15 protein-coding genes are annotated in these 24530 nt (G+C 50.2%); 5 read left to right on the top strand and 10 right to left on the bottom strand.

Going from position 1 to position 24530, the window contains the following annotated elements; translation table 11 throughout:
• Window positions 1-10: 10 nt before the first annotated feature.
• From SFW65_09030 to SFW65_09020, 3 genes are all read right to left on the bottom strand, one after another.
• Complete coding sequence (locus SFW65_09030; GenBank protein ID MDX1923257.1) at window positions 11-10150, bottom strand: tail fiber domain-containing protein; 10140 nt, start codon at window positions 10148-10150, stop codon at window positions 11-13.
• A gap of 186 nt (window positions 10151-10336) precedes the next feature.
• The gene (locus SFW65_09025; GenBank protein MDX1923256.1) at window positions 10337-11137 is read right to left on the bottom strand and encodes an undecaprenyl-diphosphate phosphatase; all 801 of its coding nucleotides are present in this window, start codon (window positions 11135-11137) and stop codon (window positions 10337-10339) included.
• Window positions 11138-11164: 27 nt separating this feature from the next.
• Window positions 11165-12271 carry a DUF2336 domain-containing protein gene (locus tag SFW65_09020; protein MDX1923255.1) on the bottom strand — a complete coding sequence of 369 codons (1107 nt, stop codon included), beginning with the start codon at window positions 12269-12271 and terminating at the stop codon, window positions 11165-11167.
• Between the two features lie 96 nt (window positions 12272-12367).
• Here SFW65_09020 and SFW65_09015 point away from each other — a divergent pair, with 96 nt between their 5' ends.
• The 3 genes from SFW65_09015 to SFW65_09005 are packed head-to-tail and all read left to right on the top strand — an operon-like array spanning window position 12368 to window position 15648.
• Complete coding sequence (locus SFW65_09015; protein MDX1923254.1) at window positions 12368-12883, top strand: adenine phosphoribosyltransferase; 516 nt, start codon at window positions 12368-12370, stop codon at window positions 12881-12883.
• Window positions 12873-14678, top strand: coding sequence for an extracellular solute-binding protein (locus SFW65_09010; protein ID MDX1923253.1), 1806 nt, complete (start codon window positions 12873-12875; stop codon window positions 14676-14678). The genes SFW65_09015 and SFW65_09010 overlap by 11 nt, the downstream gene beginning before the upstream one ends.
• A gap of 58 nt (window positions 14679-14736) precedes the next feature.
• Entirely contained in the window at window positions 14737-15648 is a 912-nt protein-coding gene (locus SFW65_09005; protein MDX1923252.1) for an AAA family ATPase, read from the top strand.
• 9 nt (window positions 15649-15657) lie between these two features.
• Here SFW65_09005 and SFW65_09000 read toward each other — a convergent pair whose 3' ends face one another.
• A complete protein-coding gene (locus tag SFW65_09000; protein MDX1923251.1) occupies window positions 15658-16671 on the bottom strand; it encodes an adenosine kinase in 1014 nt (337 codons plus the stop codon).
• A 158-nt stretch (window positions 16672-16829) separates the two neighbouring features.
• Between SFW65_09000 and SFW65_08995 the strand changes: the two genes are divergently transcribed.
• Window positions 16830-17477 (top strand): polymer-forming cytoskeletal protein, encoded by a 648-nt coding sequence (locus SFW65_08995; GenBank protein MDX1923250.1) that lies wholly within the window; start codon window positions 16830-16832, stop codon window positions 17475-17477.
• Here the strand turns inward: SFW65_08995 and nth are convergent, their stop codons facing one another.
• On the bottom strand, window positions 17478-18113 hold the full coding sequence (gene nth, locus SFW65_08990) for an endonuclease III (GenBank protein MDX1923249.1): 636 nt from the start codon (window positions 18111-18113) through the stop codon (window positions 17478-17480).
• A 91-nt stretch (window positions 18114-18204) separates the two neighbouring features.
• Here nth and SFW65_08985 point away from each other — a divergent pair, with 91 nt between their 5' ends.
• Window positions 18205-18624, top strand: a complete 420-nt coding sequence (locus SFW65_08985) for a hypothetical protein (GenBank protein MDX1923248.1) — start codon at window positions 18205-18207, stop codon at window positions 18622-18624.
• Here the strand turns inward: SFW65_08985 and dapB are convergent.
• From dapB to grpE, 5 genes are all read right to left on the bottom strand, one after another.
• Window positions 18621-19439 (bottom strand): 4-hydroxy-tetrahydrodipicolinate reductase, encoded by an 819-nt coding sequence (dapB, locus tag SFW65_08980; protein ID MDX1923247.1) that lies wholly within the window; start codon window positions 19437-19439, stop codon window positions 18621-18623. The genes SFW65_08985 and dapB overlap by 4 nt on opposite strands.
• Window positions 19440-19466: 27 nt before the next feature.
• Window positions 19467-20690, bottom strand: coding sequence for a molecular chaperone DnaJ (dnaJ, locus tag SFW65_08975; protein ID MDX1923246.1), 1224 nt, complete (start codon window positions 20688-20690; stop codon window positions 19467-19469).
• A gap of 63 nt (window positions 20691-20753) precedes the next feature.
• Window positions 20754-22664: a molecular chaperone DnaK gene (gene dnaK, locus SFW65_08970; protein MDX1923245.1), complete on the bottom strand. Its 1911-nt coding sequence runs from the start codon at window positions 22662-22664 to the stop codon at window positions 20754-20756.
• Between the two features lie 193 nt (window positions 22665-22857).
• Entirely contained in the window at window positions 22858-23901 is a 1044-nt protein-coding gene (locus SFW65_08965) for an NADP(H)-dependent aldo-keto reductase (GenBank protein ID MDX1923244.1), read from the bottom strand.
• 12 nt (window positions 23902-23913) lie between these two features.
• Window positions 23914-24516, bottom strand: a complete 603-nt coding sequence (grpE, locus tag SFW65_08960; GenBank protein MDX1923243.1) for a nucleotide exchange factor GrpE — start codon at window positions 24514-24516, stop codon at window positions 23914-23916.
• Window positions 24517-24530 lie beyond the last annotated feature (14 nt).

The raw sequence follows: 24530 nt of genomic DNA, 5'->3' as shown, positions 1-24530 counted from the left end.
CGCGCAGTTCCTAGTGCTTTGTTTCAATTTGCTTTGTTTCAATCGAATTGAGACGGGCCTTGAGTAATTCGTTTTCTCTCTTCAGATCCTGAACGGTGGCGTTCAATTCCTGAACCGATTTTACCAATGGTGCAATCAACCCAATGTAATTGACAGATTTGGTTTGATCCTTGTCTTTGGCGGTCTTGACCAGATCGGGGAATACGTCTTCCACTTCTTGGGCAATGAAACCAAATTCAAGCGCGGTTAAATCGCTCTTCATATTGAATGAAACGGGACGCAGCTTCAATATTTTTTCAAGCGAGCCATCGGCCAGCGGGTTGATATTGGTTTTCAGGCGTTTATCGGAAATATCGGTGATCACGCCGGTATATTGAATATCGCCCACTACATCCAGCGCGGCGGCCGGTGTTGCCGTACCGATACCCACATTGGCGGTGTTATAATAAATGACGTTGCCCGCACCGGTTGTCCACTGGCTGGAGCCACCACCGCCAACCGCACTCCATGCGGTGCCGTTGTAATAGTTCGGCGCGTTGGTGGTGGTATTATAGATTTCAAGACCAGCCACTGGTGAAGCAATCGCATCACGTTGCGCGGTGGTCATGCGCGGCGGCAAGAAACCTTTTGCGGTGCTGGTAATATCAAGCAATGCAGATGCAACTGGGGCGTTCGTGCCGATGCCTACTGCACCTGAAGAATTAATCCTCATACGCTCGTTCGTGGCTTGGCGGAATATTATGGGTTGATTGGTTACCGTTGAACCGGCGGTGAAGTACATTCCGTTTGTTACACCATCACCCGTTGATATTTCAAATGAAGCCACACCACCACCGTTTTCTGTCATACTCATTATGGAGTATGCGTTTGCAGTTACTGTGGCCAAATCAAATCTTGCTTGCGAACCCGATGTTGCATTTGCATTAATAACTTTGGCAATTGTTGCAGCGCCTGCTTGATCTTTACGCACTTCAAGCAATTGACTTGGCGTTGCCGTACCAATCCCCAAACGCTTATTGGTGTTATCCCAAATGAACGAAGTATCACCCGCCAATACGCCAGAGCCGTTGTTAAACTGGATACCACCCGAAGGCGCAGCGGCAGATGCCAGCGAGGAGCCGATGAAGTTGAAGGCACGGCCTGTAGCATATAAATTTGTGATTGTTGCGCCAACAGAGCAGTTTGTTTCATACCAGCCGCTCCATGACGAACCTAAAACATCGTTAGCTGAAGTCACAGTACCGCTGCTGTTGAAACTAATTATCAGTTCTGCGCCGCTGGCACCATACCCGATATTATAGTTGACTTGGCCTGTTGAAGTGTTGCGCCATTTATAATAAGCAGTTGATGATCCTGTTGTTCCATAACACTGAATGGCATCCGGCCATGTTGACTGCATCGTCGTCGTGCTCATCGCGGTGCCGATGTTTACGTTCTTCCATTTCGATGTCCCGCTGTCGTAACGCAGGATGTCGTTATTGGCGACGCTGGTCAGCGTTACGTCGGTATCGGTTGCAATCGAACCACCGCCGCCGCCAACCGCGCCCCATGCGGTGCCGTTATAGACGTTCACGGCGTTTGTGGTGGTGTTATAGATCTGCAACCCGGCTGTTGGCGATGCGATCGCATCGCGCTGCGCGGTGGTCATGCGCGGTGGCAAGAAACCTTTGGTGGTGCTGGTCAAATCCAAAACGGCTTTGGTCGATGGAGCATTGGTACCGATACCAAGGCTATGGTTGGTTAGATCCCATGCGAATTGACCGCCCGCTGTGCTATCATAGGTAACGGCGTTGCCACTGGTCCATACAGGGACATAGCCCGCGCTACCCGTACCAGCAACAGTACCCGAAGCCAATGGCACTAAAAGCGAACCCGAAAAATTTGTTTCTGAAGATAACCCATACAATGTTGAGCCACCGTAGTTGTATATGTTACCTTCGACATAGTCGGTTGTGCCATTCATATCCAACACGATGGATACTGCATTGCGATAATAAGTGCTGGATTGAACGGACTGAACAACGCCATTTTTGAATATTGCAGCAGCCAAAGTCGAGTCACTGGGTGAACTTACATTCAACACAAATATGTACTTGCCAGCTACCGTTGGCGTAAAACGATAATTAGTTGTATTATCGAAGTTATTATTCGTATCGAATACTTCATTGGTGAATTGGATCTTAGTCCATCCACCGGTTGATACGGTTTGGTTCACCCCGTTTCTGTTGACCAAGAAACTGGGCCCGGATGCACCAGCAACAGCGGCAGTCAAAGGCGTATTCACCCATTTGGAAGTACCGCTGTTATATTGCAGAATGTCATTATTCGCAGGCGTTGTGATGGTTGCATCAGTCAGTGACGCCAAGGTTCCGCCGCCAACACCGCCCCACGACGTACCATTGTAAAGGTTTAATGCGTTTGTTGTTGTGTTATAAACCTGCAAACCTGCCACTGGCGATGCAATTGCATCGCGCTGCGCGGTGGTCATGCGTGGTGGCAAGAAGCCTTTGGTCGTGCTGGTTAAATCAAGCACTGCTTTGGTGGATGGCGTTGCCGTGCCGATACCAAGAGCTTTATTAGAGTTATCCCAGATAATCGCAGAGTCACCTGCAAGTACGCCAGAACCATTGTTGAATTGCAACCCGCCCGCAGGCGCAGCAGCCGACGCAAGCGATGAGCCGATGAAGTTGAATGCTTTTCCGGCTGCATATAACTGTGTGATGGATTGACCATTACAGCTGCCAAAGTTATGACTGACCTGAGTGTTGAAGGTGCCATCGGCATTAAATAGCATGTAATTGCCAGGACCTTTTGCAAGATCATAACGGTATTGACCATTGGAGTCTGGAATAGTTGTGGCAATCGCGACTACATTTTCGCTTGCACCGTCAAGGCAGTAAATTGCATCCGGCCAGTTCGCCACCATCGTCGTGGTGCTCATCGCGGTGCCGATGTTCACGTTCTTCCATTTCGATGTCCCGCTGTCATAACGCAGAATGTCGTTATTGGCGACACTGGTCAGTGCTACGTCGGTATCGGTTGCAATCGAACCCCCGCCGCCGCCAACAGCGCCCCATGCGGTGCCATTATAGACGTTCACGGCGTTTGTGGTGGTGTTATAGATCTGCAACCCTGCAACTGGCGATGCAATCGCATCGCGTTGAACCGTCGTCATACGGGGCGGCAGGAAGCCTTTGGTGGTGCTGGTTAAATCAAGCACCGCTTTGGTCGATGGTGTTGCCGTGCCGATGCCAAGGCTGTGATTTGTTAAATCCCATGCGAATTGACCGCCCGCCGTGCTGTCATAGGTAATGGCGTTGCCCGATGTCCACACAGGAACATACCCTGCTGAACCAGTACCGGCCACAGTACCAGATGCAAGTGGAGCAAGCATACCACCGGTGAAATAGGTAACATTGCTGCCACCATAAAGATTGGTGTTTTGCGACCAGACATACAATTCAAAATAATCTGTTGTTCCGTTGGCATCAACAATAGCCGTTACCGATGCGCTTAACTCTGAGTTGCTAGATCCTTGTAAGTTAACAGAGCGTTTTGCAAGGCTGCCATTTTTATAGATAGCGCAGTAAACCGTGTTGCCTGAATTTAGTGTATTGATATTACATGTTCCAGACAGTTGATATTTTCCTGCAACCGTAGGTGTAAATCGGCCAGTCGCAAAATTGTTATTGGTATCAAATTCTTCTGTGCCGAGCGTAACTTTTGTCCACGTCGAAGCAGAAATAGTCTGATCGCTAGCTATATATGCTGAGAAGCTTGGCCCTGCCGCGCCAGCGACCGCTGATACAAGTGGCGTATTCACCCATTTAGATGTGCCACTGTTATATTGCAGAATATCGCTGTTGGCTGGCGATGTGATGGTTGCATCAGTTAACGATGCCAAGGTTCCGCCGCCTACACCGCCCCATGATGTACCATTGTAAAGGTTCAATGCGTTGGTGGTGGTGTTATAGATCTGCAAACCAGCGGCTGGTGAAGCGATTGCATCGCGCTGCGCGGTGGTCATACGGGGCGGCAGGAAGCCTTTGGTGGTGCTGGTTAAATCAAGCACCGCTTTGGTCGATGGTGTTGCCGTGCCGATGCCGAGCGCACTGTTTATACTATCCCATATAAGTGTAGCTGCCCCTGTAAAAGTGCCACCATTATTGTATTGTACAAGCCCCGTGCCTCCACCTGGACCTGCACCCGTGCCGCCAGTATAGCAAAGACACGAACCATGCGCACCCGCTCCAACTGCTGGCATTGTGCCTGAACATGCAACTGGGTAACGCGTTACTTCAGTACCATTACCTGTATAGCTTTCATCCTGATAGAAGGATGCGGCGCATAATTTTCCGGAGCTTGCACACATCGTGTTACACGACTGGCTGGAACCCGTTACATTTACGACCGACCATGCGATGCTTGCTCCACCACTCGCACCCGCACCAACAGCAGCCCATGCCGACCCGTCATATACGTTCATTTGATTGGTGGTTGTATTGAATATATTCAAACCCGTTGCGGGCGATGCAATCGCATCGCGTTGTGCGGTGGTCATGCGCGGTGGCAAGAAACCTTTGGTGGTGCTGGTCAAATCAAGCACCGCTTTAGCTGATGGAGCGTTGGTTCCGATGCCCACAGATCCGGTAGTATAATAAAGGTCGTTAGTTGCTGTGCCCCATTGCCCGCCGATGGGTGACATGTTTTGATAACAGGTTGCCGTAACCATATATGGCCCACCACCGCAACCCGAAGTACATGTATTACCGGAAATCGATGCGCCGCACACCGCATTACCGCCCGAATTATATGCAGAGCTGTTACATGTTAAAACCTGATAACCTGCAGGGCAGGTTGCGGTTGTCCATGCGCTAACATTTGTAACAAGCGTGCCACCACTAGCGCCTAATTCGGTCCATGCGGTTCCGTTGTAAACATTGATCGCTCCGGTGGTGCTGTTATAAATCTGCAAACCGGTTGCGGGCGATGCGATCGCATCGCGCTGCGCGGTGGTCATGCGTGGTGGCAGGAAGCCTTTGGAGGTGGAAGCCATATCAAGAAGCGATGATGCAGCAGGTGTAGTTGAACCGATACCGACACTGCCAGTATCTGTAATACGCATACGTTCAGTGCCACCACCTGTCTTAAACATCATCATACTTGAAGCGCCCGAAGCATTAAGTGTCATATAGCCATATGATGTTAATGCAGTCGTTGCGCCTGTATCTGTCACGATACTAAAGATATCCGTTGGCGTGTTGTTTTGTAGAACGATGGAAGCATCATTAGCCGTAGTATTACGAATTGTTAGTCGAGGTGAAGCACCTTGAACGTGCAATGCTGATGCTGGCGTTGCCGTGCCAATGCCCAGACGTTTATTGGTGTTATCCCAATTGAATGCTGCATCGGCTGCGAAGGCGTTGGCGTTATTGAATTGCACTTGGCCGGTTGAACCCGCAGGCAAGCTTTGAATGGTGGACGTATTTACCCATGTGCCATCGCCGCGAAGATAGGTTGCAGCAGATGGCGTGCCCGTACCCAGATTGGCAACCGGAATCACGCTGGTGCTGCACACGATGGCGGTTGCGCCGGCATTGGCCGTGCAGAAATTGTTGGAAGTGAGCGCACCCACTTTGGGATCAAGTTCACCGCCACTTGCGTTGGCAAGCGATGATACCCATGACGTACCATTATAATAATCACTGGTATTGGTGGTGGTGTTATACACCATTAAACCGGTTGCAGGGGTTGCAATGGCGTTGCGTTGCACCGTAGTCATGCGCGGAATAAGCATACCTTTGGTGGTTGAAACCAAATCTAGCATCGCGGTAGAAGCGACCGTGGTGGTACCGATGCCCAGATAACCTGATGAATTGAATTCAGCTAATGCAACGCTGGATGAATTTTGAATTTGCAACAAATCTGCGGTTTGTGATGCGGTTGCTTTAACCGTTAATCCAACTGCGCCGGCAGCCTGCGGATTTACAATTACTGATCCGGTGCCTTTGGGCGAGATATTCATATTGATATTCGTATCACTGCCATCAACGGCCAAGGTTGGGCCACCGCCCGTGATTGCGGGTGTTGCACTGAAATAATTCACGGCAGATGCCAGCGTGTTCCAACGCATGACTTCTGTGCCGCCGGCAGTCACTGAAAGTTTATTCGCAGAGGATTGATAGAAGCCCGTATCGCTGTCACCGGTCACATATAAGCCGGGCGCGGTAACGGTTCCCTGCGGGAAGCTGAATGCAGTGGTGCCATCATTGCCAGCCACACTCCACGCCGAACCGTTATAAATGTTCACAAGGTTGGTGGTGGTGTTATACACCATCAAACCGGTTGCGGGGGATGCGATGGCATCGCGCTGAACAGTCGTCACGCGCGGCATCAAGAAGCCTTTGGTGGTGGATGTCAGATCCATCACCGCGCTGGCGGCTGGCGTGGCGGTATTGATACCCACACGGTTACCAAGCGCATCATATGCCATACGCAACGTAGGCGTTGTTGCGATGCCCAATCCGTCATCCAATGAAATCACACTATTATAGCCAGCACCCGTCCAGCTGTTCTGCAATGTAAAGCCATTATTCATATGCTGGAATTTCCAATGGCTTTGCGCGGGGCGGTAGAATTCCATGCTGCCTGTACCCGTTAGACGCAGGCTTGGGCTTGCGCCAGGTGCACCGATATCTAAATTCGCTGCGGGGTTTGCAGTGCCGATACCTACACCACTATTAGTTGCTGTCAGCTGTGTGCCACGGAAAATATTATATGCATAATTGCTTGTATCACTGCCTGTAACACTTTTAGTGGTGATTGCAGTTTTATCACCAATGATAATTGCGTCATAACCCATACCGCTTGCTTGGTCAGTAGCACCGACCTGACGAACACGGAACGTCCATGTCGATATGTTTGCTTTTACCATTTCTAATGCAAAATCACCGCTACCCCAACCCGAAGTTGCTGAAGTACGTCTACCCGTAGAGTTTACGGGCAATAAGCGATACACAGTGCCTACTGCGGCACCCATATCGTCATAGTTCATGGAGATATGATAGAATTCACTGTAATGAGCATACCCTCCACCGATTAAACGAACGCTTAGATTGATTGCACCATTGTTATTGCTGCTTGCAACGTCAAAGAATTCGGTGTAGCTACCTTGCGCAGACGACACGCTGAAGCTGGTGTCAAAATGTTGTTCACGGCCACTGATGTCTAGCTTACCAACAGGCGCGCTTGTGCCGATACCTACATTACCCGCAAAATAGTTATAGGCATTTGCGTCGGATGCATAAAATGAAAATGGTGTATTCGTTTGTGTAACACTGGCTGGCGTTATATCGCCGACATATACACCGTAGGTATTTGTTAAGGTACCGTTATTCGCATTTGCAAAGTCGGTGATGCGCAAGCCATAAGCATTGGTCACTGTGCCGCCGCCAACGCGGAAGCCAGCACCCAGCGCCGCTACATTTGTGAATGTATTAGTTTGGCTACCACCCGACCAATTACCATATACACCATAGCCGTTTTGGAAATCGGTTGTGCCTGAACCATGCGCAAGCTCACCAAGTATACCGGATGCGAATGTCATACCCGCGCCAGTTGGATATGCAAGATTTTGTGCTGCGAAGGCAGATGTTAGACCTGTTTGCGTACCTGCACTACGATACGTGACCACCGAGGCAGCACCGCCGGATGTAGTCCAGCCATAATTTGAACCAAGGAAATATGTACTGGTTATCGGCGCGCTTTGATTTACCTGCAGCAAGCTATTTGGTGCTGTTGTGCCAATTCCGAATTTTCCAGCGTTATCAATTATCGCTACATTATTACCAGCAGTTTGAAAACGTAGCACAGAGCCAGCAGCATTCGAGCCTGAATCAGTCCCAATTACAAAGCCGTTAGTAGATGTATTTGATTGGGAAATTAATCCAGCACCATTTACACCGCCAGCTTGTACTAATAGATTTCCGTTTGTTCCCACTACTTTTATACCGCTACCAGCACCATCAACTTTTACGTCAAGCGGTGTTGTTACTGTCGCCGTACCAAGCCCCAAACGCTTATTGGTATTATCCCAGTTGAAATTGCTGTCGGCGCCAAGGTTACCGCCGCTGTTGAACTGCACCTGTTTATCGGAACCCGCTGCTGCAACCGTTCCTGTGAAGGTGCCGTTGAATGTACCGCTGAAGCTACCAAAGAAACCGCCTGTTGCCGTGGCGGCGCCGCCAATGGTTAAATCGCCTGATGTTGAAATTGCGCCGGTGTTACGTGCAATCGCAAGTGCGTTACCAAGTGATGTGCCCGCATCATCATAACGGGTGATAACAAAGTTTGAACCCAGATTGCTGCCGCTTTCCGCCACATTGTTTTCGGAAAGCGCCCAGCGTTTGTTACTTAGTGTCGAGAAGAATAATGAGCGGTCAGTACCCGCTGCGCCGCGCACACGAATATTACCATTTACATCAAGTTTATCAGCTGGCGTTATCGTACCGATACCCACATTGCCGTTTTGATCGATGGTGAGGCGTGCTAACCCTTCGGTTGAAATGGTCACGGTGCCATCAGTTCCCGTATCGGAAACGGACACGCCGGAATTGCCTTGGGAAATAGAATTGGTCGAAAGATTATTTGCAGCAGTCACGCGGCCATAAATATCAACCGTACCCCAGTTATACATGCCAGCTGATGTCGGGCTGATAACCGGTAACAACGCAGGGTTTAAAGTACCCGTTGTAAGGTTTGATGCATTATTACCGCCAAGTGCAATAAGCGCTGCGCCAGCTGTCGTCTGGCCTGTACCACCTTGGGCAATCGAAACAACACCGGTGATACCCGATGCTGGAACAGAGCTGGCGGAGGTTGCATTACCATTTACGTTACCATTGATGGTTGAACCGCTGATGGTTACACCGGTAATCGTACCGCCCGTAATTGCAACATTGCTTGCATCCTGAACGGCCATGGTACCAAGCCCAAGGGTGGAGCGTGCGGCAGCAGCCGTAGCCGCAGTGAATAACGCATCACCGATTGCTGTTGCGCCCAAGGTTCCGCGACCTGCTGATGCCGATGCGGCAGTGAACAGTGCATCACCCACTGCCGTTGAACCTAAATTAGTACGCGCACCCGGCGCTGTGGTTGCACCTGTACCACCATTTGCCAGTGCAAGTGTTCCGGTAAGTGCAAGCGCGACGTTGCCCGAACCGTCAAACGAAACGGTTGGCGCAGTTAAACCCGTTGAACCCGCGATTGAGAAATTACGCGCGGTTTGAAGTACTGTTGCGGTTGCCGCATTGCCCGATATGTCGATGTTCCATGTACCGCTTGCGCCGCTACCGGTATTGCTTGGCACGCTTAAATTGGTGCGTGCGGTTGCTGCATCGGCTGCACCCGTACCGCCCGAAGTGATCGCAAGCGGTGTTGAAAGCGTAAGGCTTTTTGCCTGCATTGAACCGTCATCATTGACCTTTACGGCATCGGCCTGAATACCGAATTTCACCTGACTGGAGCTGTTGACTTGCCACACATTGGCGCGGTTGATGGCTTCGGCGACGGTTAACTTATTGATACGGTCATCGCCTTGCGCAACTGTATCGCCGCATTTTGTTCCAAGCAATCCGTCAGGACCACCGGAGATGACCATGATGGATGGTGCGGAAGCATTTGAAACAGGATTTTCCCAGCGGCAATACACATAATATTTACCCCACGGGTCAAGTTGGCGCACACCACTGCTCACATCAATCACACCGTAATCATGCGGGGTACCTGTCGCGTTTACGGCGGCATAGTTTCCAGGAAGACGGCTTGTATCGGTGACAGCGCTGAATAATTGTACGTTGGGTGGTTGTACGATAGTGCTGGTCGCACTATCTAACGCAGCGGAAGCAGATAAGGTTTGTCCTGCGGAGTTGAGTTGTTGGCGAACCGTATTAACGGCAGTCATTTCCGCATTACTGCGCAAGACTTGGGAATATCCGGAGAACATCACGGCCGCGCCAATACCGCCCAATGCCAACATATAAAGCAAAGGTGCCAGCATAAAGCCGGATTGTTTATTCGGTTGATTTCTCAACACAGTTTCCATCAATGCGCACATGGTTTTAGCGGAGAACACATCCGCAATATCGACCATGTTCGGCGGAAAGCTTTAAGAAGTGGTTTAACTTTGTTAAATTGCAATCTAATTGCAGTTAATTTGCTTTGAAAACCGAAGTATTTTTTTGCACAAAAACCGCCAAAAACACCAATAATATAGCTAATAAATCATCAAAAAAATTATGGCGGGGTCATGGCAACCACCCCGCCCAGCAAGCTGTTTTTAAGCCGGAATCAACCACAAAATAACCGCCCCCAAAACAATACGGTAGAGCGCGAAAGGCGTGAACCCGAAACGAACGATGAGCTTGATAAAAAAAGTTATGACAAGCATCGCAAATACGAATGATGAAACAAACCCGGTGGCCATCAAACCTAAATCATCCATGGTCAATGACGACCAGCTTTTATAAAGGTCATATAGCGCGGCAGCTGAAAGGGTTGGAACCGCAAGAAAGAAGGAAAATTCAGCGGCAGTCTTTTTATCAAGACCAGATAACATGCCGCCAATGATTGTGGCTCCGGAACGTGACACCCCTGGAATCATAGCAAGGCATTGATAGAAACCAATTTTGATAGCATCCCAGAGGGTCATGCTGTCTACATCATTCACCTTGATGTTAAGCGGCAAGCGGTCGATGGCCAGCATGATAACACCGCCAACAATCAAGCTGTAGGCAACCACAGCCGGATTGAATAAATGTTCTTTTATTGCGGAATGGAGCAAGGCACCAAACACAGCGGCCGGAAGAAACGCAAGCAAGAGCAGCACCATGAAATGTTGCGACTTCTTTTCAGTAAAAAACGAAACCGCAACATGTGAAAAGCGTTTGAAATAGGCGATGAGGACAGCAGCAATCGCGCCCATTTGAATAACTACATCGAACACCGATGCACTGGCGGTATTGAACTTGATGGCATCGCCAAATAAAATGAGATGCCCCGTGGATGATACAGGCAGGAATTCAGTCAGGCCTTCGACAAGGCCCATGAGAATGGCTTTTACGTAAAGGGAAAATTCCATGATATACGACTCAACTATAGCTGAAGCTTATGCAGCTACTTCAACCAAATCGCTGAGCTTATCAAGCAGATAATTCAAATCATCCGCATTAAAATCCTGATACTGGGTCAAGATGCGTTCAATCACTTTTGCGCGGTAACGTACCTGATCATGATCTGCGCCATCCAGCTGGATTTCTTTAACAACTTCCAGTGCCACGCGGATTATCGGGAACATGCCCTGCGGCAAATTCGTTTTATCATAAATGGATTTAAGCCCCAGCTTGCCCGCATCATGCAACAGCACCCGCGCATTGTGCAGCGGCACCCCGCCCAATACCGACATGCACATTTCAAAGAACGGAACATCGCCCACGCACAGGGCACGCACGATGAGACTTGGCGTCAGCCGCGCGCTGCTTTGCAATTGATGCACCAGCTTTTCCAATTCTTCTTCATTCTTGCTTGCGCCGAGCAAGCTGGCCGTTGATTGTTCACGGCTTTGCGAAATAACCTGGCTGACAATCGCATCCGGTAAAGCATGGCGCGAGACGATATATTCTTTTAGCGCATCCGACACTTTACCCACCAAGCGTTCAGCAACAGCCAGCGGCAGATGATCACGCTTTGCCATTGTATTATTGATATTCTGGTTATCGGCAAAGCGTTCGGTCACGCGCTCCAATGATCGTTCATTGATCTGCGCATTCTTGTTACCGACCAGTGTGGTGACGGCTTTTTCCCCGCCCTCTTCCACGATGACGTGTGCGACTTTTTCCGAAATCGTTTCACGGCGCGCAATCGCTTCCTGCTTTGCAGGCGATTGGCTTTTGACGATGGAAATCAAATCTTCATCGCTGAATAAGGATGAGTATTCAAGCACCGGCAATGATACTTCCTCAACATCCTTCGCGAGTTTCATCGCCACATCATGGGGAAGTTTTTTGGCATTCTTGACGCTGCTCGCCAAAGTTGCGCGAACCTGCACCGCAATATCCGCAGCCATGTGGCGGATAATATCCTGCGCTAATTTCAGTTCGGTTTCCGACAACCCCGCATCATCAAGTGTGCGGCCGATTTTGGATGCCACTTCAGCCCGTGCTTCGGCAGATGGCTGGGTCATCAGGCGGGTAACGTCTTCTTTTGTAAGTTCCATATGGATAGTTTGCCACCAGTTTCGTTAATTTTTCAATATCGAAGATTCGCATACTCTCCGATAAGATACGGCCTCCACCCTATATGCAGGTATTCCATGAACCTAAAAGAACATATCCGTTCCATTCCTGATTTTCCAAAGCCAGGTATCCTGTTTTATGACATTTCGACGCTTTTGATGAATGGCAAGGCGTGGGAACACGCGGTCAATGCGCTGGCGGAAGGTATTGCAAAAGAAAAACCCGACCGCATTCTGGGAATTGAATCCCGCGGGCTGATGGTGGCCGCTGCCGTTGCCTACAAACTGGGATGTGGATTTGCAATGATCCGAAAAAAAAACAAATTGCCAGGTCCGGTTATTTCGCATGCCTATGCGCTGGAATATGGTCAAGACATCATCGAAGTACAGGCTGATGCGGTATTGAAGGGACAAAAGATTGTGCTGGTTGATGATTTGCTGGCGACGGGCGGCACGATGGAAGCAGCCATCACGCTGATTAAAAAGCTTGGCGGCGATGTAAAGCTGGCAGCCTTCATCATCGAACTGACATTTTTAAATGGTTCAAAGAAGCTGCACGTACCGCAAATGAGCCTTCTTCAATATGATAGCTAGGGTTTTATCCGCGATTGTTTTTATGCTGTTGCTTGCAGCGCCGACCCTGCTTTTTGCACAGGAATGGATAAGTGCGACTGCGATTTCCATGCATGGCACACCCAAGGAAAGTGAAGGCTTCACGCATTTCAATTATGTAAATCCCGATGCGCCCAAAGGTGGCACATTGCGCCTCAATATCGTTGGTACGTTTGACAGTTTGCATCCATACATTGTCAAAGGGCGTCCGGCAGAAGGCCTCACTTATGTATATGAGACGTTGCTGGCACGAACGCAGGATGAACCGTTTACACTCTACCCGCTGCTGGCTGAGAAAATTGATGTGAAATCCGACCGTTCCGGTATTCGCTTTCACATCAACCCCAAAGCCAAATGGCAAGATGGCAAAGACGTAACGGCGGATGATGTTTATTTTTCGTGGCAAAGTTTACGCGATAAGGGCAAACCCACCCACCGCAGCTATTACAAGAAAGTTTTGAGCGCAACGGTGAATGATACCCACACCATCACGTTTTTGTTCAAGAAAAATGATGACGGCAGCATTGACCGTGAAATGCCGCTTATCCTCGGGCTGATGCCAATTCTTCCCAAGCATATGTTCCAGAATAAACCGTTTGATGAAACCACCTTGGTTCCGCCGATTGCTAGCGGACCATACCGCGTAAAAGATGTGCAGCCGGGACGCAGCATGGTATTTGAACGCGATACGAATTACTGGGGCAAGGATTTACCAGCGCGGCGCGGCACATGTAATTTTGATACGATCCGGTATGATTATTACCGCGATGAAAATGTAGCGCAGGAAGCATTCACCGCGCATGCCTTGGATGCCCGCAGGGAAACCGACCCCAAACGCTGGGCCGAATTACAGCGCATATCATCCGAAAAGAAAAATGCGTTTCGCACCACGGCCTTTACGCATCACCGCCCCGAACCCATTCGTGGGTTCATTTTTAACACGCGCAGAACCAACTTTAGCGATGTGCGCGTACGCAAGGCGCTTTCCTACGCGTTCGATTTTGAATGGATCAACCGCACGCTATTCCACGGCGCATATAAATGGCTGGATAGCTATTTTGCCAATTCGGATTTGGCGAGCAGCGGGCTTCCAAGTGACGCGGAATTAAAACTGCTTGCTCCATGGAAAAACAATTTGCCCGTAGAATTGTTTACCAAACCATTCGCGCTGCCGCGCACGGATGATACACACCCGCTGCGCGATAATTTACGCGCTGCCAGCGGATTACTCGACGAAGCCGGATATAAAATCCAGAATGGCATATTAAAAAATGCAAAAGGCGAACCGTTTGTTTTTGAAATTTTATTATCCGATCCGCAGGAAGAAAAAATCGCGCTGGAATATGCGCGTACTTTGCAACGTATCGGGATTACTGCGCGGGTGCGTACGGTAGATGCATCACAATTTCAAGCACGGCTTTCCGATTTCGATTACGACATGGTGTTGTTCAAATGGGTCAACAGCCTTTCGCCCGGAAATGAACAGGCGCAGTATTGGGGCAGCACCGCGGCCGACATAAAAGGCAGTCGCAATTACGCAGGCATTAAAAGTGCGGTCGTGGATGATATGACGCGCAAGATTACGGCCGCACATACCCGCGATGAGCTGCGGGCAGCGCTGCATGCACTCGACCGCGTCTTGTTATCAGGGTATTACGTGGTGCCGCTTTTCTATCGTGGAACAGATTTATTCGCGATTTGGCAAAATGTTATGACGCCGCAACAAACCCCGCTTTACGGCCCTGTCGTTGAAAGTTGGTGGGCCGCTTCGCCTTAAGGACTTAACAAGCGATTAACTCAATCTTTTCTACACAATTTTGCGGTAGAAAAAGACCATGGATATTTCCGATTTAGCCCCCACCAAAGATGCCAAAGGCGCGCCCAAATTCAAGGTAAGCGATGCGCAGTTGGAAGATCTGGTTTTCAAATTCTCCCGCGATATTTCCGCGCAGGTTGCGCGTGACCGTTTTGACCCCATCATTGGCCGTGACAAGGAACTGTATGACCTTGTGATGATTTTGCTGCAACGTGAACGCAAGAACGTGTTGTTGCTCGCGGGTGCTGGTGTGGGTAAGACCGCATTGTTCGTTGGCCTTGCACAAAAGATTTTTAAAAACGAAGTGCCAAAAAAACTGGCGGGTGCGCGCATTCTGGAACTTGAAATGTCTTCGCTTTCTGCTGGCGCCGGTTCACGTTCCGATTTCGAAGGCCGTTTTGTTCCGATGATTAAGGGCGTTGCCGAACGCAACGCATCAAAGATGTTCCCGCCAATTATCCTTTGCATCGACGAAATTCACATGATTATGCCAACCTGTATCGCATCAGGCGCGGCGGGTGTTGCCGACTTGATGAAACCGTATTTGACCACCGGCGATTTGCTGATGATTGGCGCGACGACGCGCGATGAATATGATGATTATGTGAAGGCTGACCCTGCGCTTGACCGCCGCTTCCAGAAAATTTACATGGACCCGCCATCGGAAGAAGAATGCAAAGTCATTCTGCGTGGATTGAAGCAACGCTTTGCAACGCATTATGATTTGAATGTGTCGGATGAAGTGTGCGACCAGATTGTGTATTTAACATCGAAATACCTGCGCCGCAGAAACCACCCTGATAAGGCGATTTTGATGTTAGACCAAGCTTGCGCACGTTCCGTTATGGCGGGCAAAACCGAGCTGGATATGGATGATGTGCGCGAGTCACTCGGCCATGAATCCGGTATTATTGCGAGTGCATTGATTTAGCGCGCTTATTCAAGACGCTTTACTAAACGCGACGCCCATTTTGCTTTCCACCAGTTTTTGCAGATTTGTCTGCGGGCGCGGGCCGAGATGACTAATCACTTCGGCAGCGCAAATGGATGCGATACGTCCGCAATCCGGTAAGGCGTGTCCATGGGTCAGGCCATAAAGGAACCCTGCGGCAAAACTATCTCCCGCGCCTGTGGTATCGACAACCTTGGCAACCGGTTCAGCATGAACCGTGATGGTTCGCCCGCCACTTAGAATATATGCGCCTTTTTCAGAGCGCGTGATGATGGTGAGCGGGCAAGCATCGGCAATCAGCGGTAATGCTTCTTCAAGGTTGTTTTTTTCATAGAGCGCCATCGCTTCGACTTCATTGGCAAATAAAATATCAACGCCCTGTTTAAGCAGGGCTTGAAATTCGGCGCGGTGCCGGTCCACACAAAATCCATCTGACAACGTCAACGCAACTTTGCGGCCATGTTTGTGCGCAAGTTTCACTGCTAGATAAAATGCTTCCATCGCCGGCGGCTTATCAAAAAGGTATCCTTCAAGATACGTAACCTGTGATGCTGCTATGGTATCTTCATCGACATCGCTGGCACTGAAATCAGTGCTGGCGCCTAAAAAGGTATTCATACTGCGCTGGCCATCGGGCGTTACCATAATGATACAGCAAGCGGTTGGGGCGCCTGTTGTTGCTGCTTTTGTGGGGTAGTGTATCTTTAGTGCCTTCATATCATGCGCAAAGCCTTTGCCCAGCTGGTCATCATGCACACGGCCAATATAGGCGGCGTTGCCACCAAGCCCCGCAATACCCGCCACCGTATTGGCGGCAGAGCCACCGGAAACAGTAGTCGTCGGCCCTATTTTATCAAATAAATCAGCGGCCCTTGCAGCATGAATCAACGTCATGGAACCCTTATGGATATCTTCGCGGCGCAGGAAGTCATCCTCCGCTTGCGCCAGAATATCGACAATCGCATTACCGATGCCAACGACATCATATTTCAATTCAGGCATTCTATATCCTTCTGGTGGGCTTAAATTAGGGCACAAATCAGTTGTGGTCTGTTGTTGAATCCGTTTCGGAAAACGTGCTAAGTTAACCTTGCTTGTGATGATGTTACAAGCCTCACGCATGCACCGATTTTTATAGTTGTATTTATAGGAAAAACGCCATGAATCGCCCACTCGATCCGCGCTCCGAAACTTCACCGACCAATCCGAATAATAACAACGCATCAAGCAATCCGAATGTGGGCAGCGCCGGACCAGCGCTACGTAACGGCAGCGGCGAAGCGCCGCGCCAAGGATTACGCGCAACCCCGCCAACATCTGTTCGCCGCGTCGTGGATATGCCATCAGGCCCAAGCATGCGCCGCCCACCAGCCGATGGCCCTCGCTTTGGAACCAGTGGTGGTGAAGGCCGCCGCATGGTCGTTGCCAAGGACATTACCCTTGCCGGGCAGATTTCAAAATGCGACTACCTTGTGGTTGAAGGCGGCGTTGAGGGCATGCGTTATGATGGCCAAGCCTTGGAAGTTACTGAAGGCGGTTCATTCAACGGTTCGATTGAAGTAGATACCGCAGAAATCGCCGGTAACTTTGAAGGCGTTGTTGTTGTGCGTGGTCGTTTGACCATTCGCCCGACCGGCCGCATTACCGGCACGGTGCGCTACGGCGAAATTGAAATCAATGCAGGTGGACAAGTGAATGGTGAGTTGCAAGGCATGCAGCCAAGTGTTCGCCCGAACGTAACATCATCGTATAATTCTTCTTCACAAGATGATGAAGACACGACGAATGACCGCTTAGCCGGTGAATAACTAAATCACCGTTTTATCCTTATATTTACAGTCTTTTCGTACCACGCAATTGGGGCAATCGGGCTTGCGCGCTTTGCAGACATAGCGCCCATGCAGAATGAGCCAGTGATGCGCGCCGCTTAAAAATTTTTTCGGCACGACCTTCATCAATTTTTCTTCGACCTCACGCGGCGTTTTTCCGGGCGCAAGGCCCGTGCGGTTGGCTACCCGGAATACATGCGTATCTACCGCGATGGTCGGAACCCCGAACGCTTCGTTCATCACAACATTCGCGGTTTTACGACCAACGCCCGGCAGCGTTTGAAGCGCATTCAAATCACGCGGCACTTCCCCGCCGAATTCATCAATCAGTATTTTTGACATTTCAATAATGTTTTTGGCTTTGGTATTGAAAAGACCAATACGTTTGATTTGCTCGCGCAGATTGTCCAAACCATATGCAAGCATCGCTTGCGGTGTTTTGACTTTTTTAAAGAGCGGCGCGGTTGCCTTGTTCACGCTTACATCGGTCGCCTGTGCTGACAAAGACACAGCCACCAAGAGGGTATAGGGATTCAAATAGTGCAATTCGGTCTTGGGTTGCGGCATCTGTGCCGCAAGAGCGGTGAAAAAGCGCAGCGCGGATTCTTTGTTCATTGACAAGTTTTTAACTTCTGATTCATTGATACACATGCGGCCCAGCGAATCGGTTTGAGCCGTTTATTAAGGAATTCAGGTTTTAACGCGGATGATGGCAATTGCCAAACAAGTTGAGTGCCTTACCAGCCAAGATGCTTTGGAATCCATTCCCACACGCGTATTTTGGGGCTGCCATGATAGCCCAATGGGCCCCATAATGTTGGGGATAAGTGAAGATGAAGGGTTATGCAAAATCGGGTTCTCATCCGGTTATGGCACACTTTACGACCTTTCAGCCTGGAAGGATGAATGGCCGGATACGGAATTTGTTCCCGATTCAGCGCGCACTGCACCCTATGCGTGCCGCATCAGCCAGATGAACCCGCAGAATATAAGCCCCGCCACCTTTGCGTTATATGGCGCATCGTTCCAGTTGAATGTGTTGAAAGCGATGCTGAAAATGCCGCAAGGGCAAGCCATGAGCTATGCGGAAGTAACAAGGCTGGTTAAGCGGCCAAACGCGGCCTAAATGCCCAATACATCTTTCATCGAATAACGGCCCGCCGGATGGGCCACAACCCATTTTGCGGCAACGACAGCGCCTTGTGCAAAAATGCGGCGGTCGGATGCTTTATGCGTCAGTTCCACGCGTTCACCATCATTAGCAAAAATAACGGTGTGTTCGCCGACCACATCGCCGCCACGCAGCGTGGCAAAACCGATATCACCACGTTTTCTAGGCCCGGAATTTCCCTTGCGGTCATAGACCGCGCGGTTCTTCAGATTGATGCTGCGGCCTTGCGCGGCTGCTTCACCAAGCAATAGCGCGGTGCCAGATGGCGCATCGATCTTGTGACGATGATGCATTTCAACGATTTCAATATCATATTTAGCATCAAGCGTTTGCGCGACAATTTCAGTAATTGCGGTTAGCAATGTAACGCCTACGCTCATATTCGGGGCCAGCACGATGGGAATGTGGTTAGCGGCATCAGCCAGCATTTGGACCTGTTCCTGATTGAAGCCGGTTGTGCCAATGACAATCGGCTTACCCATTGCAGCGGCAACATAAGCATGATGCACGGAAACTTCAGCGCGCGTAAAATCAATCGCCACATCGCATGTCGCCAATAACTTTTCCGGCGAGATGGTGTTGATGGCATGTTTTGGTAACACCACGCTGGCAGGCAGCCCCAGAACATCGTTCAATGATTTGTCCATAAACGGACTGCCTTCACGAACCGTGCCGCCCACAAAGGTGCATTGTGGGTCATCAAGGATTTCGCGGGCAAGCATTTTACCCATACGGCCTGTTGCCCCAAAAATACCGATCTTGATCGTCATATCCTTATCCTGTTTTTGGGCTTTACCCTACTTTTGGGCGCCCTGTCGTTGTTCGCCAGTTCTATGCTCTTGCTCGGCAGTTTCTTTTTGCTTGGCAAAGAATGTTTTTACCTTTTCCAAAAACCCGTGTGTGACCGGGTTGTTTTTCTTGGCTTCAGATAAGGTATCGAATTCTTCAAGAAGCTGTTTTTGCTTTGCGGTTAAATTAACGGGCGTTTCGATACTTATCTCAACAAATAAATCGCCGCGTGTCACCTCGCCGCGCGTACGGGCTTGCTGCAAGGTGGTCATTCCCTGCCCTTTTAGGCGGAATTGCTGGCCATTTTGCGCCCCTTCGGGAAGGGTGAGATTCGCTGGCCTGCCATCCAGGGTCGGGACTTCCAGCGTGCCACCAAGGGATGCGAGGACAAAACTGACCGGCATGCGAGCGAGCAGGTTTGCGCCTTCGCGATGTAAAAATGCGTGCGGCTTTACGGTGATGAACACATAGAGGTCACCCATTGCGCCTCCGCGCAATCCTGCCTCCCCCTCACCTGCAATACGGATACGCGTGCCGGTATCGACGCCAGCAGGAACTGAAATTTTTAATGTGCGTTCCTTGCGCACGCGGCCTTGGCCACGACAATCCTTGCATGCATCTTCAATGACGCGGCCAGCGCCCGAGCAAACCGGACAGGTGCGTTCCATCAAAAAGAATCCCTGCTGGATTCGTACCTTGCCAGCGCCGCCGCATTGTTTGCAGGTGGATGGCGTTGTGCCAGGTTTCGCGCCATTACCCTTGCAGGTTTCGCAGGTCAGCGGTGTTGCAACCTTGATATTTTTTTCAATGCCCTTAAACGCTTCTTCGAGCGTGATTTCTAAATCATAGCGCACATCATTGCCGCGCTGCGCGCCGGTAGGCGAACGCCCTTGGCCGCCACCCATCATTTCGCCGAACACTTCGTTTAAAATGTCGGATAGCCCGCCGGGAAAGCCGTTGAAATCAAAACCACCCATACCGCCCCCGCCAAACGGGCTGCCTTGTTCAAAGGCGGCATGACCATAGCGGTCATAGGCCGCGCGTTTCTGGTCGTCGGATAAAATCTGATAGGCTTCGGTAATTTCACGGAATTTAACTTCGGCTGTTTTATCGCCCGGATTTTTATCCGGATGATATTGCATAGCCAGTTTACGATACGCGCGTTTCACCTCGTCGCCGCTGGCATCACGGGACACAGAAAGCAATTCATAATAATCGGTTTTCGTCGCCATGTTTTAAAGAACAGGTAGGAATTGAAAAATGAGGCGAGGGATTTAGCCTCGCCTCATGTTGCATTACGCAGACTTCTTACCGTCTTTGTCTTTCACTTCCGTGAATTCGGCATCCACCACGCCAGGATCAGCTGGCTGTTCGGTTGCGCCGGGTGCTGGGCCGCCTGCTTGCTGCTGGCTATACAAGGCTTCGCCCATCTTCATGGCAACTTGGTTCAATGCATCAATCTTCGATTTGATTGCTGCTGCATCATCAGCACCTGTCGCTGTGCGAAGTTCGGCAACGGCTGCCAAAATCGCTTCCTTATCAGCAGCTGGGATTTTGCCTTCGTTTTCCTTCAGCGTCTTTTCCGTTGAATGCGCAAGCAAATCAGCCTGATTGCGTGCATCCACCAATTCGCGGCGTTTCTTGTCATCACCCGCATGCGCTTCGGCTTCTTTCACCATGCGCTGGATATCGGCTTCGGAAAGACCACCCGATGCCTGAATGCGGATTTGATGTTCCTTGTTTGTCGCCTTGTCTTTGGCGGTCACGCTCACGATACCGTTTGCGTCGATATCGAAGGTCACTTCGATTTGCGGCATACCGCGCGGTGCGGGCGCGATACCCACTAAATCGAACTGGCCGAGCAATTTGTTATCGGCGGCCATTTCGCGCTCACCTTGGGATACGCGAATGGTCACTGCGTTCTGATTGTCTTCGGCAGTTGAGAACACCTGAGACTTGCGCGTCGGGATGGTGGTGTTGCGGTCAATGAGACGCGTGAACACACCGCCCAAGGTTTCAATGCCTAAGGACAATGGCGTTACGTCGAGCAGCAACACATCCTTCACTTCGCCCTTAAGTACACCGGCCTGAATAGCAGCACCAATTGCAACAACTTCATCAGGGTTTACGCCGCGGTGTGGATCACGGCCAAAGAATTCCTTCACTGTTTCCATAATCTTTGGCATGCGGGTCATACCGCCAACCAAGATCACTTCCTGAACATCGGAAGGCTTGATGCCTGCGTCTTTCAGTGCAGCTTTGCATGGTTCCACGGTTTTCTTGATGAGGTCATCAACCAGCGCTTCAAGCTTCGCACGGGTCAACTTCACATTTAAGTGTTTTGGACCCGATGCGTCTGCGGTGATGAACGGCAAGTTCACATCGGTTTGCATGGTGGACGACAATTCAATTTTTGCTTTTTCGGCTGCTTCCTTCAGACGTTGCAGCGCGAGTTTGTCTTTACGCAAATCAATACCCTGTTCGCGTTTGAATTCATCAGCCAAGAAATCGATGATGCGGCTGTCGAAATCTTCGCCGCCAAGGAATGTATCGCCGTTGGTGGATTTTACTTCGAACACGCCATCGCCGATTTCGAGAATGGAAACGTCGAACGTACCACCGCCAAGGTCATACACGGCCACAATGCCGCTGCCCTTCTTTTCCATACCGTATGCCAATGCGGCTGCAGTTGGTTCGTTAATGATACGTAAAACTTCAAGGCCTGCAACGCGGCCAGCGTCTTTGGTTGCCTGACGCTGCGCGTCGTTAAAATAGGCAGGAACGGTGATAACCGCCTGTGAAACTTTTTCGCCAAGATAGTTTTCAGCCGTTTCCTTCATTTTGGTCAGAATGAATGCCGAGATTTCCGACGGGCTGTATTTCTTGCCGTTCGATTCAACCCAAGCATCGCCATTGTCATTCTTGATGATCTTGTAAGGAACAAGACCGATATCCTTCTTGACCATCGGATCATCGAAGTTGCGGCCAATCAGGCGCTTGATGGCATAGAATGTGTTTTCGGGGTTGGTCACGGCTTGGCGTTTTGCAGGCTGACCGACCAGACGTTCATTGGCAGACGAAAATGCCACAATGGACGGCGTTGTGCGCGCGCCTTCGGAATTTTCGATTACCTTTGCGCTGCTGCCTTCCATGACTGCGACGCATGAATTGGTGGTTCCAAGATCGATACCAATAACTTTACCCATATTTTTTCTCCTGTTGTTAAGCAAGTGATTATCAAGGCCCGCAATCGCAGCACCCCGATGGACTTCTTTTCATTGAATAATTTAGAGCGGACCGGATGTTTTTGCCAGTCCTCCATGCCCGTATATATAGGACATGTGACACCGCGCCGCAACGGGTCTATTTGCTTGGAAATAAAGGTTTTTTGCTAGACCGTTAAGGGCACGGATTGGGTATGTCGCGGTGGACAATATCGATGGCATTTAGCACTTCCGCGCCCAGTTTAACATGAATGCTTTCGATGTTGCTTTTTAACTGCTCCAGCGTCGTGGCGCCGATGATGTTGCTGGTCACAAACCGTTGCTGGTTCACAAATGCCAATGCCATTTGTGCAGGGGAAAGCCCTGCTTCTTTTGCGATATTCACATAACGCTGGGTTGCCGCTTCGGCACGCGGATTATTATAACGCTGAAACCGCGTGAACAGGGCCATGCGCGAACCCGCCGGTTTTTGTCCGCCAAGATATTTTCCAGACAAGACACCCATTGCCAATGGTGAATAGGCAAGAAGCCCGCATTGTTGACGAATGGAAATTTCGGCAAGGCCGATTTCGTATGTGCGGTTCAAAAGACTGTAAGGGTTTTGAACCGATTGCATGCGCGGAAATTTTTTGGTCTGGGCAAGGTGCAGATAAGCCGCAACCCCATAGGGCGTTTCATTGGAAAGCGCGACATGACGGATTTTTCCTGCTTCCACCAAATCTTGAAGAACGCCCAGGGTTTCTTCCAAAGGAATAGATGCTTCGTTTTCGATATGCGTATAGCCCAGCTGGCCAAAGGCATTAATATTCCGGTCAGGCCAGTGCAGCTGATATAAATCCACATAATCCGTTTGCAGACGCTTTAGGCTTGCTTCCAGCGCCGCCGTGATGTTCTTGTGGTCAAGCATGGTGGGTTTGCCGCCACGCGCATAATTATATGCTTCGGAACGACCAAACACCTTTGTAGCCAAAATAACCTTGTCGCGATTTTTACGCGCCGCAAACCATGTGCCAATATATTCTTCGGTGCGGCCATAGGTTTCCGGTTTGGGGGGCACGGGATACATTTCGGCGGCATCGAAAAAATTAATACCTGCCGCCACAGCCATATCCATCTGTTCGTGGGCGTCGCGTTCGGAATTTTGTTCGCCCCATGTCATGGTACCCAGACAGATAGCGCTGACTTGCAGACCCGATGTTCCAAGCGGACGATATTGCATAAGGATTATAGTTTAGACTTTTTGATCGACATGTTGGGGCGGCGCGGCCTGACCGCCCTTGGCAACGGCAACCATTGCTTCGCGCAGCAGGCGGCCTTGAATCATATAACCGGTTTGCAGAACCTGCACGACGGTACCAGGAACTTTATCTGGCGCATCCACTTCGCTGACCACCTGATGCAGATTGGGGTCAAACATCTGGCCCATGGGGTCGTTCTTTTGAATGCCGTAGCGTTCAAATACCGATGAAAGCTGCTGCGCGGTTGCTTCGATGCCCACACACAAATTCTTCACGCTGGCATTGTTTTGCATATCCGGTGTTACCGATTGCAGCGCGCGCTGCATGTTGTCAGCAACATCCAATAAATCACGGGAGAATTTGGAGACAGCATATTTCGCGGTATCTTCTTTTTCCTTGGCGGCGCGGCGGCGGGTGTTTTCAGCATCCGCCAGATAACGCAAGGCTTCATTTTTCATATCGGCCAATTGCTTTTCCAATTCGGCAATTCGCGCTTTTGGATCAGCCGATGCTTTTGCATCCTGCTTGGTTTCAGCTGGCTGCACTTCCGGTGTGCCGTCTTCGGGAAGATTTTCTGCTGCGTTGCTATCACTCATGACTCACCTTTTAA

This window comes from Alphaproteobacteria bacterium, assembly GCA_033762625.1.
Classification (GTDB): Bacteria; Pseudomonadota; Alphaproteobacteria; order UBA9219; family RGZA01; genus RGZA01.
The sequence above is the reverse complement of the archived record's forward strand: the minus strand, read 5'-3'. Positions and strand labels throughout refer to the sequence as shown.

What these genes read in the sequence shown, in the direction of transcription:
- SFW65_09030 (MDX1923257.1), bottom strand. Translation starts at nt 10,150, where the DNA reads ATGGTCGATATTGCGGATGTGTTCTCCGCTAAAACCATGTGCGCATTG.
- SFW65_09025 (MDX1923256.1), bottom strand. Translation starts at nt 11,137, where the DNA reads ATGGAATTTTCCCTTTACGTAAAAGCCATTCTCATGGGCCTTGTCGAA.
- SFW65_09020 (MDX1923255.1), bottom strand. Translation starts at nt 12,271, where the DNA reads ATGGAACTTACAAAAGAAGACGTTACCCGCCTGATGACCCAGCCATCT.
- SFW65_09015 (MDX1923254.1), top strand. Translation starts at nt 12,368, where the DNA reads ATGAACCTAAAAGAACATATCCGTTCCATTCCTGATTTTCCAAAGCCA.
- SFW65_09010 (MDX1923253.1), top strand. Translation starts at nt 12,873, where the DNA reads ATGATAGCTAGGGTTTTATCCGCGATTGTTTTTATGCTGTTGCTTGCA.
- SFW65_09005 (MDX1923252.1), top strand. Translation starts at nt 14,737, where the DNA reads ATGGATATTTCCGATTTAGCCCCCACCAAAGATGCCAAAGGCGCGCCC.
- SFW65_09000 (MDX1923251.1), bottom strand. Translation starts at nt 16,671, where the DNA reads ATGCCTGAATTGAAATATGATGTCGTTGGCATCGGTAATGCGATTGTC.
- SFW65_08995 (MDX1923250.1), top strand. Translation starts at nt 16,830, where the DNA reads ATGAATCGCCCACTCGATCCGCGCTCCGAAACTTCACCGACCAATCCG.
- nth (MDX1923249.1), bottom strand. Translation starts at nt 18,113, where the DNA reads ATGAACAAAGAATCCGCGCTGCGCTTTTTCACCGCTCTTGCGGCACAG.
- SFW65_08985 (MDX1923248.1), top strand. Translation starts at nt 18,205, where the DNA reads ATGATGGCAATTGCCAAACAAGTTGAGTGCCTTACCAGCCAAGATGCT.
- dapB (MDX1923247.1), bottom strand. Translation starts at nt 19,439, where the DNA reads ATGACGATCAAGATCGGTATTTTTGGGGCAACAGGCCGTATGGGTAAA.
- dnaJ (MDX1923246.1), bottom strand. Translation starts at nt 20,690, where the DNA reads ATGGCGACGAAAACCGATTATTATGAATTGCTTTCTGTGTCCCGTGAT.
- dnaK (MDX1923245.1), bottom strand. Translation starts at nt 22,664, where the DNA reads ATGGGTAAAGTTATTGGTATCGATCTTGGAACCACCAATTCATGCGTC.
- SFW65_08965 (MDX1923244.1), bottom strand. Translation starts at nt 23,901, where the DNA reads ATGCAATATCGTCCGCTTGGAACATCGGGTCTGCAAGTCAGCGCTATC.
- grpE (MDX1923243.1), bottom strand. Translation starts at nt 24,516, where the DNA reads ATGAGTGATAGCAACGCAGCAGAAAATCTTCCCGAAGACGGCACACCG.